Genomic DNA, 15,831 nt, shown 5'->3' with positions numbered 1-15,831 from the left:
CCGGGAGTTCGAGCCCGGTGGCGCGACAATGCGCTATTGAGCTTCGGCGGGCGATCATCTAGAGTTTTTGATATGGCGAATCAGATTGCGGCCGGGCCGGAACTTCTGAAATATGTCAGGGATTTCTCGCTCAGGGAAGACGGGATTCTGCGTGATCTGCGCCGAATGACCGCGGAGCTGCCCGGTGGGGAAGCGATGCAGGTCATGGCCGAGGAAGGGCAGTTCCTCGCCTTTCTGGTCGCGGCGACCGGCGCGGCGAATGTGCTGGAGATTGGCACCTTCACCGGTTACAGCACCCTGTGCATGGCTCGTGCCCTTCCGCCGGACGGGAGATTGGTCACCTGTGACGTCACCGACCGATGGCCCGAGATCGGTGCCGATTACTGGCGGCGGGCGGGTGTTTCCGAGCGGATCGAGGTGCGCGTCGGTCCGGCGGCCGAAACTCTTGAGAAAATGATTGCCGACGGCTGTTCCGGCAGTTTCGGCCTCGTATTCATCGACGCGGACAAATCGAATTATCCGCGGTACTACGAGCTGGCGTTGCGGCTCGTACGGCCGGGCGGGTTGGTGGTGGTGGACAACACCCTTTTCTTCGGCCGGGTCATCGACCCGCTGGCCGACGACGCGGACACCGCCGGTGTCCGTGAGGTCAATGCCGTCATCCGGGACGATCAGCGGGTGGACATCTGCATGCTCCCGATGGCCGACGGCATCACTCTGGTCCGCCGGAAGTGACCGCCCCCGGGCCCGCCGCGCCGGCCTACGCCCGCAGGCCGAGGTCCGGAGCGATCAGCCGGGCCGTTGTGGGGGCGGCGCGCCGCTCGGGGACGAGGTGCAGCAGCTGGACGTCCTCGCCGGCCCTCCCCGGAGCCGGACCCCGGCAGTCGCAGGGCTGCTCCTCGAAGCCGGCGAACCGGTAGGCGATTTCCATCATCCGGTTACGGTCGGTGGCGCGGAAGTCCGCCAGCAGGTGGACGCCGGCCCGAGCGGCCTGGTCGACCAGCCAGTTCAGGATGATCGTGCCGGCGCCGAACGCCACGACCCGGCACGAGGTGGCGAGCAGTCTCAGGTGCCACGCCTCCTCGTACTTCCGGAGCAGCAGCACACCCACGGCGCCGTGCGGCCCGAAGCGGTCGGTCAGCGTGGTGACCAGGACCTCGTAGCCGGGGCGGGCCAGGAGCGCGCGCAGCGCCTCGTCCGGATAGTGCACCCCGGTCGCGTTCATCTGGCTGGTGCGCAGGGTGAGTTCCTCGACCCGCGACAGCTCGTCCTGCGTGGCCCGCCCGATGCGCATCACCAGGTCCAGCGAGCGGAGGAAGTCCTCGTTCGAGCCGGTGAACCGCGCCTGCTCGTCCGTGCGCCGGAAGCCGGCCTGGTACATCTTCCGGCGCTGTCGCGAGTCGACGGTCACCGACCTCGGGCTGAACTCGGGCCGGTCGAGCAGCGTCGCGGCGTCCTGCGCCGGGTAGCAGCGCACTTCCGGGAGGTGGTAGGCGACCTCGGCCCGCTCGGCCGGCTGATCGTCGATGAAGGCGATGGTGCCGGGCGCGAAGTTCAGCCGCTCGGCGATCCGCCCCACCGCCTCCGACTTGGGCCCCCAGCCGATCTCCGGCACGACGAAGTAGTCGGCGACGCCGAGCGCCTCCAGCCGGGCCCAGGCGAGGTCGTGGTCGTTGCGGCTGCACACCGACTGGAGCACCCCGCGCGCGTCCAGGCCGACGACCACCTCGCGTATCGCCTCGGACAGGACGACGTGGCCGTCCTCCAGCAACGTGCCGTGCCAGAGCGTGTTGTCGAGGTCCCAGACCAGGCACTTCACCATCGCGGACGGGACCACCGGGGCGGTGTCGCTCATGTTCGGCTCCTTGTCACAGCGTTCCGCGGCGGTCATGAACGGGGTCACCGCAGGCTGAGCGCGTGGTCGGCCAGCATCAGCTGGCACATCTCGGTGCTGCCTTCGATGATCTCCATGAGCTTGGCGTCGCGGTACGCCCGCGCGACGACGTGACCGTCCTGCGCCCCCGCCGACGCCAGCACCTGCACGGCGGCGGCCGCGCCCTTGGCCGCGTGCTCGGCACTGACGTACTTCGCGAGCACGACGGCGGTGACCAGATCGGCGGCGTTCTCGTCCCAGCAGCGGCTGGCGTACTCGCAGGCCCGGGTGGCGATCTGCTCGGCGGTCCACAGGTCGGCCAGATGCCGGGCGACGAGCTGATGCCGCCCCAGGGGCCGGCCGAACTGGTGCCGGGTTCCCGCATGCCCGACGGCCGCCGCCACACAGGCCCGCAGGATACCGACACACCCCCAGGCGACCGAGATCCGGCCGTAGGCCAGCGCCGTCGTCACCAGCAGGGACAGCGGCTGCAGCCCGCCGCCCAGCAGGCTGCCGAGCGGCAGCCGCACCTCGTCCAGGAGGATGTCCGCGTGCCCGGCCGCCCGGCAGCCGAGCGGATCGGCCACCCGCCGCACCCGGACCCCGGGGGCCGACCGGGGCACCACCACCACGGCCCCTTCCTCCCCCATCCTGGCGACGACCAGGAAGAAATCGGCGTAGTCGGCGGCGGTCACCCACTTCTTTCTGCCGCTGAGCGACAGGGTGTCCCCCTCGACGGTGACCGTGGCCTCGATGGCCGACAGATCGCTGCCCGCCCCCGGTTCGCTGAAGGCCACGGCCGCCGTGTCACCCGAGGCCAGCCGCGGCAGCAGATCCGCCGCCTGCTCCGGGTCACCGAGCCGCTCGACGGTCCACGCGGCCATGCCCTGCGAGGTCATGACGCTCCGCAGCGAGCCGCACAGACTGCCGACATGGGCGGTGAACTCGCCGCTGTCCGCGCTGCTCCACCCCGGTCCGCCGTACTCCGCCGGCATCTGGGGGGCGAGCTGCCCGGCCGCACCGAGCTTGCGCACCACGTCCTCGGGCAGCCGGCCCGCCCGGTCCCAGTCGGACGCGCGGTCGTCGACCAGCTCGGTGACCGCCGCGGCCGCCGCGGCCACGGAGTCACGCACCGGAGCCTCCGGAGGCCGGCTGCCGGAGCCGTTCGACCAGCTCGGTCATCCGCTGTATGGTCCGGAAATTCTCCATCCGCAGGTCGGCGCCGCGGACGGCGATGCCGTACGTCCTCTCCAGATGCACCACCAGCTCCATGGCGAAGAGCGAGGACAGCCCACCGGAACCGAAGACGTCCGCGCCGGTCGTCCAAGTCCTCCCCGTACGCTTCTCCAGGAACCGCAGCAGGTCCGCCTGTACGGTGCCGGGGCCGCCGATGGGTTCCACCGGCCGGTCGGATGACGTGGTCATGCCTGTTCTCCCTCGTACTCGTAGAAGCCTCGCCCGCTCTTGCGGCCGAGGTGACCGGCCCGCACCATCTCCAGCAGCAAGTCGCAGGGGCGGCACCCTTCGTCGCCGGTCCGGCTGTGCAGCACCCGGAGCGAGTCGACCAGGTTGTCCAGCCCGATGAGGTCGGCGGTGCGCAGCGGGCCCGTCGGGTGCCCCAGGCATCCCTGCATGAGACGGTCGACCGACTCGGCGCTCGCGGTACCCGCCGCCACCACCCGGACCGCGTCGTTGATCATGGGATGCAGAATCCGGCTGGTGACGAAACCCGGCGCGTCGTCGACCACGATCGGCTCCCGGCCCAGCGCGGCGAGCAGGCCCCGCAGCGCCTCCAGGGTGGCGGCGCCGGTCCGCGTGCCCCGGATGACCTCGACCGTCCGGATCAGGTAGGCCGGATTCATGAAGTGGGTACCGATCAGATCCACCGGCCGTGCCGTCGTGCGGGCCAGTTCGTCGATCGGAATCGCCGATGTGTTGGAGATGACCGGGGTGCCCGGCACGACCAGCGCGGACACGTCGGCGAGGACCTTCGCCTTGGTGTCCGCGTCCTCGGTGACCGCCTCGATCACCGCGGCCGGCGCCGCGTCGCCGGCCGTCACCAGGTCGGCGAGCGACAGGCCGGTGAGGAGGGCGCCTTCGACGGCCTCGTCCGGCAGCGCGCCCATCAGCCGCGCCATCCGCACCTGGTGGCCGATCCTCGCCGGGGCCTCGTCCAGCCGGCGCCGGTCCGGGTCGATCAGCGACACCGCGATCCCGTGCCCGACCGCCAGCGCGGCGATGCCCGACCCCATCACCCCCGCTCCGAGCACAGCCAGTCGTCCTCCGGCCCAGGGCGTACCGTTCTCCGCTGCCATGTCGCCTCTCTCTCGGTCCCGGCCCGGCCGGCCGGTGTCCGGGGTACGTCGAAACACGGTGATCGCGGGCGGCGGCGAGCCCGGGGGCGGTTCGAGCGGCACCCGGGCCGTTGCCGTCGGCGGTCAGTCCTCCGGGCTGTTCACCTCGATCCGGGACGGCCGCGGTGGTACGAGGCCGTCCGTGGGTTCCGAGTAGAACTGCTTCGCCCACTGCCGGTAGCGGCCGATCGGGCCGTCTCCCTTGGCGAGCTTCGGCTGCTCGACATGCTCCTGGTAGTGCCACATCAGCAGGTCGGCGCCGGTGTCGACGCTCGCCACCCGCTGGAGGACGGAGCTGAGCAGCCGGGCGGCGGGCAGCGTCGCGGCGCGCCCGATCCTCTCGGGCACCCGGGGGATGCCGGTCAGCTCCAGCTTCGTGCCGAAGCGGAGCTGGATGCGCCCGGGGCTGGTCGGGGTCGCGTGGAGCATCACGTAGAGATTGCCCGCGCCTCGGGGCAGGGCCGTCCGCGCCGCGATGGTGGCCAGGCCGATCACGGTGAGCGTGTAGGACTGGCGCATCCCGCGCATCATCGTGCCGCGGGCCGTCGCGGTGACCGTGCTGACCGGCTCCCCGGCCACCGGCGCGCCCTCGATGTCGAGCCCCTTGAGCCCGTGCAGCGCCGGCAGATGCCCCCAGTCGAAGGCGTTCTCGATGACATCCTGCGGGTGACCGGCGATGTCGAAGGTGTCGTGGCTGTACGGTTGCCGGTCGTCCATGGGGAAGACCGGGACCTCCCACTGCGGGGGCAGCCCGAGGGCGTGCCACCACACGTAGACCGAGCCGTTGGCCTCGCACACCGGATACTGCGTCAGCGACGCCTTCGGCGGCGGTTTGTCGTACCCGGTGCGCACACAGGCACCGGCCGGGTCGAACGCGAACCGGTGGAAGGGGCAGACGATGTCCTCGCCCTCGACCGATCCGCCGACCCCGAGATGCGCTCCCAGATGCGGGCACTGCGGCCGGACGGCCCGCAGCACGCCCTTGGTCGTCCGGTAGAGGACGACCTCCGCGCCCGCGAGCGGACGGGTGGTGACGGATCCGGGCCGCACCTCGTCGGTGAAGGCCAGGCAGAACCACCCGTTCGGGTAAGGGCGGGACGGAGCGTGCAGGGTGTCGGCGGGGACGGCGTGGAACCGGCCGACCTCGCGGGAGCTGAGAAGCTGTTTCACCAGGGGCTTCAAGTGAGGCTTCATGGCATCGCTCCTAGTGCTGCACCGGGCAGGCGGAGCCACCCGGCTGTGTGGACGGCTGTGTGGACGGCTGGGCCGAGGTGGACTTCGGCGCCGCCGCGCGCAGCTCGGTGCCGTCGGCGCCGCCCGTCCGCCGCTCACTGAGCCGCAGGTTCAGTCCGCGCGAACTCAGGCTGGTCTCCACCTTGGGCTGGAACGGCTGGTCGCCCACGGGGGTCAGCTCCCAGCGGGCGACGATGGCGGTGAGGGCCAGGATGGCCTCGGTGAGGGCGAACTGGTCCCCGATGCACTTGCGCGCGCCGGCGCCGAACGGGATGTAGGTGGCCCGGTCGGGCTGACCGTCGAGCCAGCGGTCCGGGTCGAACCGGTCGGGCTCGTTGTACAGGTCGGGTCGGCGGTGCAGCAGGTACGGGCTGAGCACGATGGTGCTGCCGCTCTTGAGGCTCACCCCGCCGAGTTCGGTGTCCTGCCTGAGCGTGCGGGTCATCATCCAGGCGGGCGGATAGAGCCGCAGCGTCTCGGTCACCACGCGCGAGGCCAGGCCGAGCGAGGGCAGGTGCGCGGGATCGAGCTTCTCACCCGCGAGAACGCCGTCGGTCTCGACCTGGAGGCGGTGCTGGACATCCGGGTTCGTGGCGAGCAGGTGCAGCGCCCAGGCCAGAGTGATGGCCGTGGTCTCCATCCCGCCGAGGAAGAACGTGAGGGCCTCGTCGGCGAGTTCGGCGTCGCTGAGCTGCTTCTGGCCGTCCTGGCTCTCCTCGTCGACCGCCCCCACCAGCGTGGAGAGCAGGTCGGCGTGGTCGGTCGGGTCGGCCCGCCGATCGGCGATGATCTCCGCGATGGTGGCCGACAGCCGGTTGCGGGCGCGGTCGTAGCGTCGCTTCTGCGGAGTCGGCAGCTGTCGCAGCACGCCGGGGGTCATCATCCGGCGGAAGAACGCGCTGACGATGGTTGCGGTGTCGGCCAGGGACCGCCGCATGGTCTCCGCCGGCAGCGCGCCGCTGAACATCGTCTCCATGGTGGCCCGCGTCGTGAGCGTCATCATCTCCTGGGTGACGTCGAGGACGTCGCCGTCGCGCCAGGACGCCGCCTTCAGTTCGGCCGCCCGCGCGAACACCGCCCCGTACCCGGGCATCCGGGTGGGGTGGAACGACGGCTGGCACAGCCGCCGCTGCCGCCGGTGCAGGGTGTACGAGCAGGTGGACAGGCCGTCGCCGATGACCTCGCGGATCCGGTCGTAGATCGGGCCGCCCTTGTCGAAGACGCGGTCGTTCAGGAACACCTGACGGGTCAGGTCCGGATCGCAGACCATCACGGCGGAACTCGGCCCCAGCCGGACGCGGACCATCTCGCGATACCCGGACAGGGACATGATGAACGCCAGCGGATCGCGGAGCAGGGGCAGCGCGTGGCCCAGCAGCGGCAGGGCCCGTGGAGCGAGCGGAACCGACGCGGCGGTCGCCGTACTCGTGTCTGTCATGGACAACCTCAATTCGTATTCTGACGGCCGGCCGGTGCCGGGGCGACAGGATCGCGGGTGATCTCGATCAGCGCGGTGGTCCAGCGGAAGCCGACCCCGAAGCTCACGACGAGGACGTGCTCTCCGGCCCGCAGCGTGCCGGAGCGGAACGTCCGGTCGAGGGCGAGCAGGACATCGGACGGACCGGCGTGGCCGAGGTGCCGGCCGTAGGTCCAGCTGGTGTCGTCGGCACGGAGGGCGAGCGGTGAGCCGCTGAGCAGCAGGTCGAGCACGACCGACCCGATCGCGATGGGCACCACGTGCGAGACGTCGCCCGGTTTCACGGCGCCCTCGTCGAGGACGGCCTGGACGGAGCGGTGGGTGGCCCGGCGCAGCACGTCGATGTGGGGCATGAACCCGGTCTCCTCGACGGGGAACCGCCGGGCGGCGCCGGTGTAGCCCTCCCTGGCCCGGGTCTGCCCCTCCAGTTGCGGCTCCGTGACATGGGCGGTCGCCACCAGGCGGGCGAAGCCCGTTCCGCGCGTGAGGACGGCGGCGGCGCCGGCGTCCCCGGCCACGTAACCCAACTCCCGCGAATATCCCCACCGTTCCTCGGGGAACCGCACACCGGTGGTCACCAGCGTGGCCTTCGCGTGCGGCCGGGCGGTGAGGTGTTCGGCCGCGGTGACGAGTGCGGCGGCCCCGCCGTCACTGGCGGCGCCGACCTCGATCCCGGCGGTGTCCTTTCCCCCGAGCACCCGCATCAGGTAGGCGGCGGGCGTGTAGTGGTCCCCGTCCTGGAAGCCGGCGTGCACGAGCAGACTCAGGTCGGCACTGGCGACGTCCGCGTGGCGCAGTGCCTTGAGGCCGGCCCGGGCCGCCATCTGCGTCGCCGTCTCGTCCTTGGAGACGGCGGCGGAGGTGAATCCGTTGAGCGCCAGGGCGGAGGGCTGCCCGCCGCCGGGTCCGCCCCGCGGCTCGTGTTCGTGCTCGGGCTTGATGGGGGGTACCCACGCGCCGGTCCCGGCGATCGTGATGTCCTGCCACAACACTGCTGTCTCCTCGGCTGTCAGGAAAGGGGCGACTGGAGGACGCCGGGGCGGGGCCGGATCAGCTCTCCGCTGTGGTCCAGGGCGTGCGCGCTGACCCCGGCGATCCGGGCCAGCACCCGGCCGCCACCGGTCACGGCGGTCAGGTCCCCGGTGTCGAAGTCGCAGTGCAGCCGGATGGCCGGGTTCTCCTCGCTGAGGCGGCAGTCGTTGCCCGGCCCGCTCAGCTCGACTTCGTCGAGGCCGGCCATCGGGCCGACCAGCGGCGGGTGGTCACCGCGCGGTGGCAGCAGGAGCAGGTGCACCATCGCGTCCAGCAGGATCGTCGGCACGGTCATCCCGGCCAGGGCCGGAGCCCAGGCGGCGTGGTCCAGCGAGAACCTGGCGCTGTTCCCGTCCGGCCCGCGGGCGTAGTCGCTGGTGCCGGCGAACGGGCCGGTGAGCGAGATCGGCGGGTCGGGGGAGTAGACCGGCATCACGAAATCCGGTTCGGGTTCGTAGGACGAGCTGTCGGGCGGTGCGGGGAGTGCGGGGTAGCGGTCCGCCAGTACGACCGTCGTCTCGCACAACAGGTCGTTGAAGCGCAGCACCTTGCCGTTCTTGCCGATCCGGTGTGCCGTCATCCTGACGGCCACCTCGGCACGGTCGCGCTGCCGGCTCGTGACCCGGGCCTCCACCGCGACGGTGCGCAGCGGCCCGGCGAGCCTGACCGTGATCGAGGCCCGGCAGGCGAGAGCGCGGAACCCGGTGACCACCAGGCCGGGGCAGAGGGCCGAGGCCGCGCCGGCCGCGGCTTCGAGGGTGAACGTACCGGGCAGCACGTACTCGCCGTTGACCCGGTGGTGGCGCATCCACCGCCCGTCCTGCTCGGACAGGGTGCGTGGATCCCAGGTCTTGGTGAAGACGGCCCAGTCCGTGCCGCGGTGCAGGACACCGTCGAGCAGCGGTGTGGTCAGCGCCGGATCCGGCACGGCGGGCGGCGGCGCGTCCGGGGCGGGGATCCTCGGTTCGCCGGCGGAACCGTGGGTGCTGATCCCGCGCCGGGCCAGCAGGACGCGTTCTTCCTCCCGGATGAAAAACGCCACCCCGGTGGCCGGTGGCCGGGTCACGGCGGAGAGGAACTGCGCGCATCCCTGCGCGGTGCTGATGTAGGCGTCCATCTGGTTGCGCTTGAGGGTCTCCCGCATGGAGACGCTGCTGGCGACACCGACCTCCCGCCACCCGCTCCAGAGGATCGCGATCTCCTGATGGCCGTCCGGTCCGTGCCGCTGGGCCCGTGCGCTGGCGTACGCGAGGTACTCGTTGACGGCGCAGTAGTCGATGTCACCGGGCGCGGGAGCGAGTGTCGCCAGTGTGCTGAAGTTGCACCAGATCCGGGGCGTGTGCCCGGCCAGGGCCCGTTTCAGGTTGCGGTAGCCGGTGGCCTTGGTGGCCCGGACCGCCCGGAAATCGGTCAGGGTCTTGGCGTGCAGCACCCGGGAGCGCAGGTCGAGGACGGTGTTGATGAGCAGGTCGATCCGGCCGTGCCGGTCGAGGACCTCGCCGAGGACGGCGGCGGTGCGCTCGGCGTCGAGGACGTCGCACACCCGGTGGTGGACACGGTCGGGGCCGCACAGCTCCGCCAGCCGTCGCACCGTACGGCTCACCTCCAGGCGCGCCTCGGCCTTCTCGTAGGTGGCCCGCAGCTCACCCAGCGACGCGCCGGGGCGTCTGCCGCGCTCGGCGGCGATGAACTCGGCCTGCGGCGGCAGCGCTTCGCCGGATTCCGGCAGCGGGGTGCGGCCGATGACGTACACGTGGGGCCGGTCGCTGGTGCGGGCGACCGTGTGGAGCAGCTCGGGGGTGATTCCCCGGGCGCCGCCGAAGGCGACCACGACCGAGCCGGGCGGCAGCGATGGCTCTCCCGCCGGGGGCGGTGGAGCGTGGTCGTCGGCGACGGCCAGGGCGGACCAGTCGCCCCCGCGGCAGGCCAGCGTGTGCGTGGGCACCTCGGTGGTGCCCGCCCGCGCCAGCTGGTCCAGGGCGGTCGCGGCATCCGGCGCGTCGCTGAGCAGGGCCACCCCGCCGCACTGCGGGACCTCAGCGCGGACGGAGCGGACCAGTCCGGTGAACAGCCCGCTCAGCGGGGGCGGCAGGTCGTCCGGCAGCGCCCCGAGCAGGACCGCGCCGACGGAGCCGCCGGAGCGCAGCGCGGGCAGCGCCGCCTGGAGTGTGGTGAAGGTGAGGTCCTGGAGATCCTCCAGCCGGGTGGCCTCGGCCTCGTCGCCCGCGTCGTCGTCGACCGGCAACCGGGCCAGGACCCGGATGTGGCGTGGTACGAACGGCAGACCGGCCAGGGCGCCGGGCGCCTCTTCGGGCGGGACGTGGGTGGTGGCTGCGAGGCCCGGCCGAGGGGACCAGACGGCGATGTCCGGGCCGGTGACCGCCGCGGCGAGATCCGGGGCGTCGGTGAGGACGATGGTGCCCGGCGGAAGGGGCGGCGTGGCCGAGTCGCCCCGGGGCGGGGGCATCGGCACGAGCCGGAAGGTCTGGCGGCGGCCGGTGAACTCCTCGGTGTGTTCCGGCTCGGCCGGGGCGGGACCGGTACGCGCCGGTTCGGTGGGCGCGGCCCCGGTGGGCGCCGCCCGCTCCGCCGCCGCCTCCCGGGCAGGGGCGTCGTGCCCCGGACCGGCCGGCCCGGTGAACCGGATCAGCGGCGATCCGGGGGCGGCGGGTGTCACGACGGTGTCCGTCTCCGTGACGACGCCCTTGACGACCGCCAGCAGGGCGTCCAGCGACAGATAGGTGTGTCCGGCGCCGGACAGCACGGGCAGGGCGTGCGCGGGCGTGGCCGGGTGCCCGGGGCCCGCGCTGTCGACCGCGGTGGAGAGCGAGCCCAGGACGGGCAGGTCGTGCTCCAGCGCGGTGGAGCGCCGGGTGACCGCCAGGACGGCGGCGCCCTCCGCGATGGACCGGCCCTCCGGCACCAGACCGGTGAGGTGCCGGTCCCAGCCGCTGATCGGGCGCAGGCACACGGCGCCGATGAGGGCGAGGTCGCAGGCCCGGTGGCGGAGCTGACGCAGGGCCAGGTCGACAGCGGTGTGCGCGGAGTCCCGGTGCGAGTAGACGCTGGTCCCCATGGCCTGGAAGTCGTAGTAGTTGGCGGCCCGGCCCGACAGGATGCAGGAGACCGCCCCGGTGAAGTCGTCCTCGTTGAGGCCGCCGGGGATCACCCCCTCGGCCTCCGCCATCCCCTTCGCGAGGTACTCCTTCAGCGTCCGCGCCTGGACGGGGTCCGGCAGGATGTCGAAGGTGGTGGCGCACTCGGCGGCGTGCACCCGCAGCGCGGCCCGGGTGTTGTGCGTGGTCGGCAGTGTCGAGCCCACCATCACCGCCGTGGTGGGCCGCAGGCTGGTGCCCGGCTCGCCGAGCTGGTCCAGCAGCGGGCCGATGGCCTGGAGCATCATCAGGTGGGCGGCGTCCATGTGCCGCATCGTCAGCGGCGGGATGCGCACCTGGCGGGGGGACGGCAGGGGGTACGGCGTGCCGAAGCCGGCCTCAGGGAGCGGCCCTTCGCCGCGCAGCCACGCGGGTACCTCGGCGGTGTCCAGGCCGGGCAGGTGGGTGTTCCAGCCCACCACGACCAGGTCCTCCGTGTCGGTGCGCACGTCCGTGCCGCGCCGCTGCGCGGGGGCGGCCGTCGGCACCCGGTCGGAGAGGATCACGTGCGCGTCCGCTCCTCCGAGGCCGAACGACGAGATCCCGACCGTCCGCGGCCGCGCGTGGTCCGTCGGCCAGGGCGCGTCCACGACCGGTACGGTCAGCCGCTCGCCGTCGCCCAGCAGCGGATGCGGATCGGTGACCACGGGCTGGCCGGGGACCGCCCCGCGTTCGAGGGCGACCAGCGCGTGGGCGACCGAGACCAGCCCCGCCAGCACACCGGTGTGTCCGAAGACCTGCTTGTTGGACGTCAGCAGGCACGCCCGCTGCCGCGGCCCCAACCGGGAGAGCAGCGAGCGCAGTTCGATCTCGTCGCCCACCGGCGTGCCGGTGCCGTGGGCCACGACCCAGTCCACGTCGTCGGCCTCGACGCCCGCGTCGGCCCAGGCCCGGCCGATCGCCAGCTCCTGCCCGCGGGTGGCCGGGGCGTGGATGCCCTTGCCCCGGCCGTCGGCGGCGAGACCGGTGCCCCGGACGACACCGAGCACCCGGTCGCCGTCCTCCACGGCCCGCGCGTACGACTTGAGGGCGAGCATGATGGCGCCCTCACCGATGAGGGTCCCGTCGGCAGCCTGGTCGAAGGGGCGTACCTTGCCGCTCATCGAGATGCCCTGGGCCCGGCAGAAGAGGGTGAACCCGATCGGCTCGATCACCGACGTACCACCGACCAGCGCCACCTCGCAGGAGCCCTCGCGCAGCGCCTTGACCGCCGCGTCCAGGGCGAACAGCCCGCTGGCGCAGGCCGCGTCGAGGGTCAGGTGCTGTGAGTCGCCGGGGATCAGTCCGCGCAGCGCGTTGCGGGAGACGGCGGCTGGCAGATACGCCTGCGGGTTGCCGCCGTCGCCACCGTAGTGGGCGCTGATCGCGTGGTCGGCCAGTTCGGCCAGCCAGTCACCGTCCTGGCCGGCGGGGATCGCCTCGCGCACCATGCGCTTGTACTCGTCACCGAGCACGACCCCCTGGGGGCCGAGCCCCGTCTGGTCGTGGATACCGGTGGTCGCGGCGAGCCACCGGTCCGTGGGGCGCCGGCGCACCCCCGCCAGGGCCTGGACGGTGCAGTGCCGCAGCCAGCGTGTGGTCCGCGGCCATCCGGGGTGGCCGACGTTCCCGTCCGGTTCGGTGAGCGAGGCGGGGTCGGGGACGAAGTTGTGGAGATAACCGGCTTCGCGGACGTAGAAGGAGTCGGTGTCCTCCCGGGTGGGCGCCCAGAAGTGCTTCAGGTCGAAGGCGGACGGCTCGCTGGAGAGCAGAACGCCCTCCCGCAGCCGGTCCCAGAACTCCGCCGTGTTGTTCGCGCCGGGCAGGGCCAGTCCGAGACCGACCACAGCGACGGCTCCGGGGTCCGCCTCCGGCGCCTGATCCGGCGCCGGGGCCGGTACGGGCACCGGGCGGGCCGCCGCCGGTTGTGCAGGGACGGGCCGCCTCGCTTCGGGGGACGTCTCCACCACCGGGGCCGCTACCGGGGACGGGGACGGGGAAGGGGCGGCGACCGGTACCGATACGGGTACGGGTGCCGGGCGGGCGGCCGCCGGTTGTTCGGCGGCGGGCGGGTTCGCCCGGGGCGCTGTAGCCGCTGTGGCCGGCGCGGCTACTGCGACCGGCGCGGCCACTGCGGCCGGTTGGCGCCGGGCGGTCGTACTCACCCGGTCCGCCAGTCTGCTGTGCAGCCGCAGGCCCTGCATCCCGCCGATGCTGATGCCGCCGTCGGCGACGATGGTCTGCCCGGTGATGAAGCCGGTGTCCTCGTGCAGGAGGTGGACGATCAACTTGGCCGCGTCCGGCGTCGAGAGGGTACGGCGCATCAGCTCCCCGGCCTCGGCCGGGTCACCGAGCGCCGCCGCCGGATCGTCGAGATTGACGACGATCTCGCTGGCGACGGAGCCCAGCAGCACCGTGTTGACGCGGACGCCCTGGCTGACCAGTTCGAGCGCAAGATAGCGGACCAGCGACTCCAGGGCGCCCTTGGTGACACCGCCGGGGCCGTATCCCGGAACCGGCTGGTGCGCTCCGACGCTGGACAGGCAGAGGATGCTCGCGCCCTCTCTTCCCGCCATCAGCTCGGCCGCCCGGCGTGAACAGTGGTAGGCCCCCATCACATTGGTGGACCACGCCCGCTGCCAGTAGGTGTCGTCGACCTCGAACAGCGGCAGGAACGCCCCGCCGGCGGCGTTGTTGATCAGAATGTCCAGACCGCCGTGCCGCTCCTGGACCAGGTCGAACATCCGGTCGATCTCGCTGGTCTTGGCCACCGAGGCGCGGATGAACTCGCAGCTGTGACCGGCCTCCTCCAGCTCCGCCCGCAGCAGCTTCGCCTGGTCGACCGAGTGGAAGTAGTTGACGATCACATGGGCACCGCCCTGCGCCAGGCGGCGGACGATGTCCGCGCCGAGGCTCTTCGCGGCCCCGGTCACGAGTGCGACCCGGCCCCGCAGGTTGTCCGTGGAGGTCATCGCCCGGCAGCCTCCGTCCGGCTCCGCACGACGCTCTCCGCGATCCGCCGCAGTGTGCCGGCGGTCAACAGGGAGGAATCCGACCGCAGATCGGGCAGTCCGAACTGGTCGGACACCCGGCCGAGCAGGACGACCTGCTTGAGCGACTCCACTCCCAGCTCGGACTCCAGGCCGTCGTCCTCGCCGAGGAGGTCCGGCGGGTAGCCCAGGAAGTCGCCGTAGATCGTCCGCAACTCGGCCAGGACCGTCTCGTAGTCCAGTCCGGCGGACACCGCCGAGGCGGCCGGGGCGACGGCGACCGGAGCGGCCACGACCTGAGCCGTCGGGGCGGCCGGGGCGGCCGGGGCGGTCAGATCCGCGGGGGGAGAGTAGGAGACGGGAGCCGTGTAGGACAGGGGGGCCGGGGGCGCGGGCGCCGTGGCGGGGAGTACCGCGACGGGGCCGGCCGCCGTGGGTGCGCTCACCCGCGCGGCGGAAACACGCCTGTCGCCCGAAGGCACCGTCGAGCCCGGGCGGAACGGGCCGCCGACGGTCTCGTCGAGCAGCGCCCTGACGGCTTCGACCGGGTCGCTCTCGCTCAGCGGGACGACACACTGCACGCCCGGGATCGACGCCTCGACGAACTTGGTGACGACGGGCCACTCCCCGCACTCCACAAAGGCGTCGGCGCCTGCCGCGTGCAGTTCACGGATCGTGTGCAGCATCCGGACCCGGGCGGTGAGCGCGCCGGCCACCAGGTCGACCGGGTCGTCGTCGCCGACGTCCCGCCCCAGCCAGGGTGAGCACACCCGCCAGCGCCCGGCGCCGTACGGAACGCGCGGCGCGCTGGTCCGCAGGTCACGCGCGGCCTGCGCCATCGCCGGAGTGTGGGTCGGATGCGGGACGTCCAGGGGAAGGCTCGGCCAGCCGAGCGCGTCGGCCACCCGCTCCACGTGCTCGATCAACGCCTCGGGACCGCTGATGACGCTCTGCCGGGGGGCGTTCTCGCAGGCCAGCACCAGGTGGGGATGGTTGAGCAGCCCGGCGAGCGACTCCGCTCGGCGGCCGTCCACACCGACGGCGATCATCTTTCCGTCCCAGCTCTGCCGGGTCAGTACCTGGGACCGGGCCACGGCCAGGCGCGCGGCGTCCTCCACGGACAGGTGCCCGGCGGCGGCCAGGGCCCACAGCTCCCCGATGCTCTGCCCGACGATCGCGACCGGCCGGGCGCCCTCGGCGATCAGCATGTGGTGCGTCGCGATGCTGACCGCGAAGATCTCCAGATATTGCACCTCCGGGCCGCGCCGGTCGCTCGTGTCGTTGTGTTCGATCAGCCGGGCACTGATGTTGGGCAGCCCCATTTCCCGGGCCGCCTTGTCGATGCGGGACAGTGTTTCCCGTACGGACTCGTAACGGTTGTGGAAATCGCGCAGAATACCCCCACGCGGGGCGGCCACCGTACCGGGCATGACAAAGACAGAATTCACCACGTGTATCACCCTCATCTCCGCCCCGGCCGCCGGCGATTTCACATCGGCCGACCGGGAGCCTGAAACGCCACAACGGCGCGACGAAATCGACGACATACGTCCACTTGCTGCGCTATACCCGAGCGGCGGCTTCAGCGAAATACGGGCTCTGTCCTTACTGTCGCTGATTGCCATTTCCACAAATGCGTGAACCTGTGCAGGGGGGGCTGCCGGACAGGGACGCCATTTAAGGTAACTGTGCTTCTTTCGGAGGGTCAATGATCTTCGGGACTTAGTTTCAGCCTAAA

Annotated in this window: 11 protein-coding genes; 2 read left to right on the top strand and 9 right to left on the bottom strand. The window is 72.2% G+C overall.

Annotated features, from left to right (window positions below; genetic code table 11):
* Positions 1 to 72: 72 nt before the first annotated feature.
* Positions 73 to 735 (top strand): class I SAM-dependent methyltransferase, encoded by a 663-nt coding sequence (locus OG627_RS02375; protein WP_329060897.1) that lies wholly within the window; start codon positions 73 to 75, stop codon positions 733 to 735.
* A gap of 25 nt (positions 736 to 760) precedes the next feature.
* Here the strand turns inward: OG627_RS02375 and OG627_RS02370 are convergent, their stop codons facing one another.
* The 9 genes from OG627_RS02370 to OG627_RS02330 form a co-directional block, all read right to left on the bottom strand.
* The gene (locus tag OG627_RS02370) at positions 761 to 1,855 is read right to left on the bottom strand and encodes an HAD-IIIC family phosphatase (protein WP_329060895.1); all 1,095 of its coding nucleotides are present in this window, start codon (positions 1,853 to 1,855) and stop codon (positions 761 to 763) included.
* 44 nt (positions 1,856 to 1,899) lie between these two features.
* Positions 1,900 to 3,006 carry an acyl-CoA dehydrogenase family protein gene (locus tag OG627_RS02365; RefSeq protein ID WP_329060893.1) on the bottom strand — a complete coding sequence of 369 codons (1,107 nt, stop codon included), beginning with the start codon at positions 3,004 to 3,006 and terminating at the stop codon, positions 1,900 to 1,902.
* A complete protein-coding gene (locus tag OG627_RS02360) occupies positions 2,999 to 3,298 on the bottom strand; it encodes an acyl carrier protein (protein ID WP_329060891.1) in 300 nt (99 codons plus the stop codon). The genes OG627_RS02365 and OG627_RS02360 overlap by 8 nt, the downstream gene beginning before the upstream one ends.
* Complete coding sequence (locus OG627_RS02355) at positions 3,295 to 4,188, bottom strand: 3-hydroxyacyl-CoA dehydrogenase family protein (RefSeq protein ID WP_329060889.1); 894 nt, start codon at positions 4,186 to 4,188, stop codon at positions 3,295 to 3,297. Before OG627_RS02355 ends, OG627_RS02360 begins: the two co-directional genes overlap by 4 nt.
* A gap of 123 nt (positions 4,189 to 4,311) precedes the next feature.
* Positions 4,312 to 5,421, bottom strand: a complete 1,110-nt coding sequence (locus OG627_RS02350; protein WP_329060888.1) for a Rieske 2Fe-2S domain-containing protein — start codon at positions 5,419 to 5,421, stop codon at positions 4,312 to 4,314.
* 10 nt (positions 5,422 to 5,431) lie between these two features.
* The gene (locus OG627_RS02345; RefSeq protein WP_329060885.1) at positions 5,432 to 6,898 is read right to left on the bottom strand and encodes a cytochrome P450; all 1,467 of its coding nucleotides are present in this window, start codon (positions 6,896 to 6,898) and stop codon (positions 5,432 to 5,434) included.
* 8 nt (positions 6,899 to 6,906) lie between these two features.
* Positions 6,907 to 7,929: a 3-oxoacyl-[acyl-carrier-protein] synthase III C-terminal domain-containing protein gene (locus tag OG627_RS02340; RefSeq protein ID WP_329060883.1), complete on the bottom strand. Its 1,023-nt coding sequence runs from the start codon at positions 7,927 to 7,929 to the stop codon at positions 6,907 to 6,909.
* A gap of 17 nt (positions 7,930 to 7,946) precedes the next feature.
* Positions 7,947 to 14,075 carry an SDR family oxidoreductase gene (locus OG627_RS02335; RefSeq protein ID WP_329060882.1) on the bottom strand — a complete coding sequence of 2,043 codons (6,129 nt, stop codon included), beginning with the start codon at positions 14,073 to 14,075 and terminating at the stop codon, positions 7,947 to 7,949.
* On the bottom strand, positions 14,072 to 15,523 hold the full coding sequence (locus tag OG627_RS02330; protein WP_329060880.1) for an acyltransferase domain-containing protein: 1,452 nt from the start codon (positions 15,521 to 15,523) through the stop codon (positions 14,072 to 14,074). Before OG627_RS02330 ends, OG627_RS02335 begins: the two co-directional genes overlap by 4 nt.
* On the opposite strand from OG627_RS02330, the gene OG627_RS02325 reads away from it, so the two are divergent.
* Entirely contained in the window at positions 15,522 to 15,734 is a 213-nt protein-coding gene (locus tag OG627_RS02325) for a hypothetical protein (RefSeq protein WP_329060878.1), read from the top strand. The two genes, OG627_RS02330 and OG627_RS02325, sit on opposite strands and share 2 nt — an antisense overlap.
* Positions 15,735 to 15,831: the final 97 nt, after the last annotated feature.

The sequence above is a fragment of the Streptomyces sp. NBC_01429 genome (assembly GCF_036231945.1).
In the GTDB taxonomy this organism is placed as follows: domain Bacteria; phylum Actinomycetota; class Actinomycetes; order Streptomycetales; family Streptomycetaceae; genus Streptomyces.
Note: the sequence above shows the minus strand (reverse complement) of the source record. Positions and strands in the feature narration are given on the sequence as shown.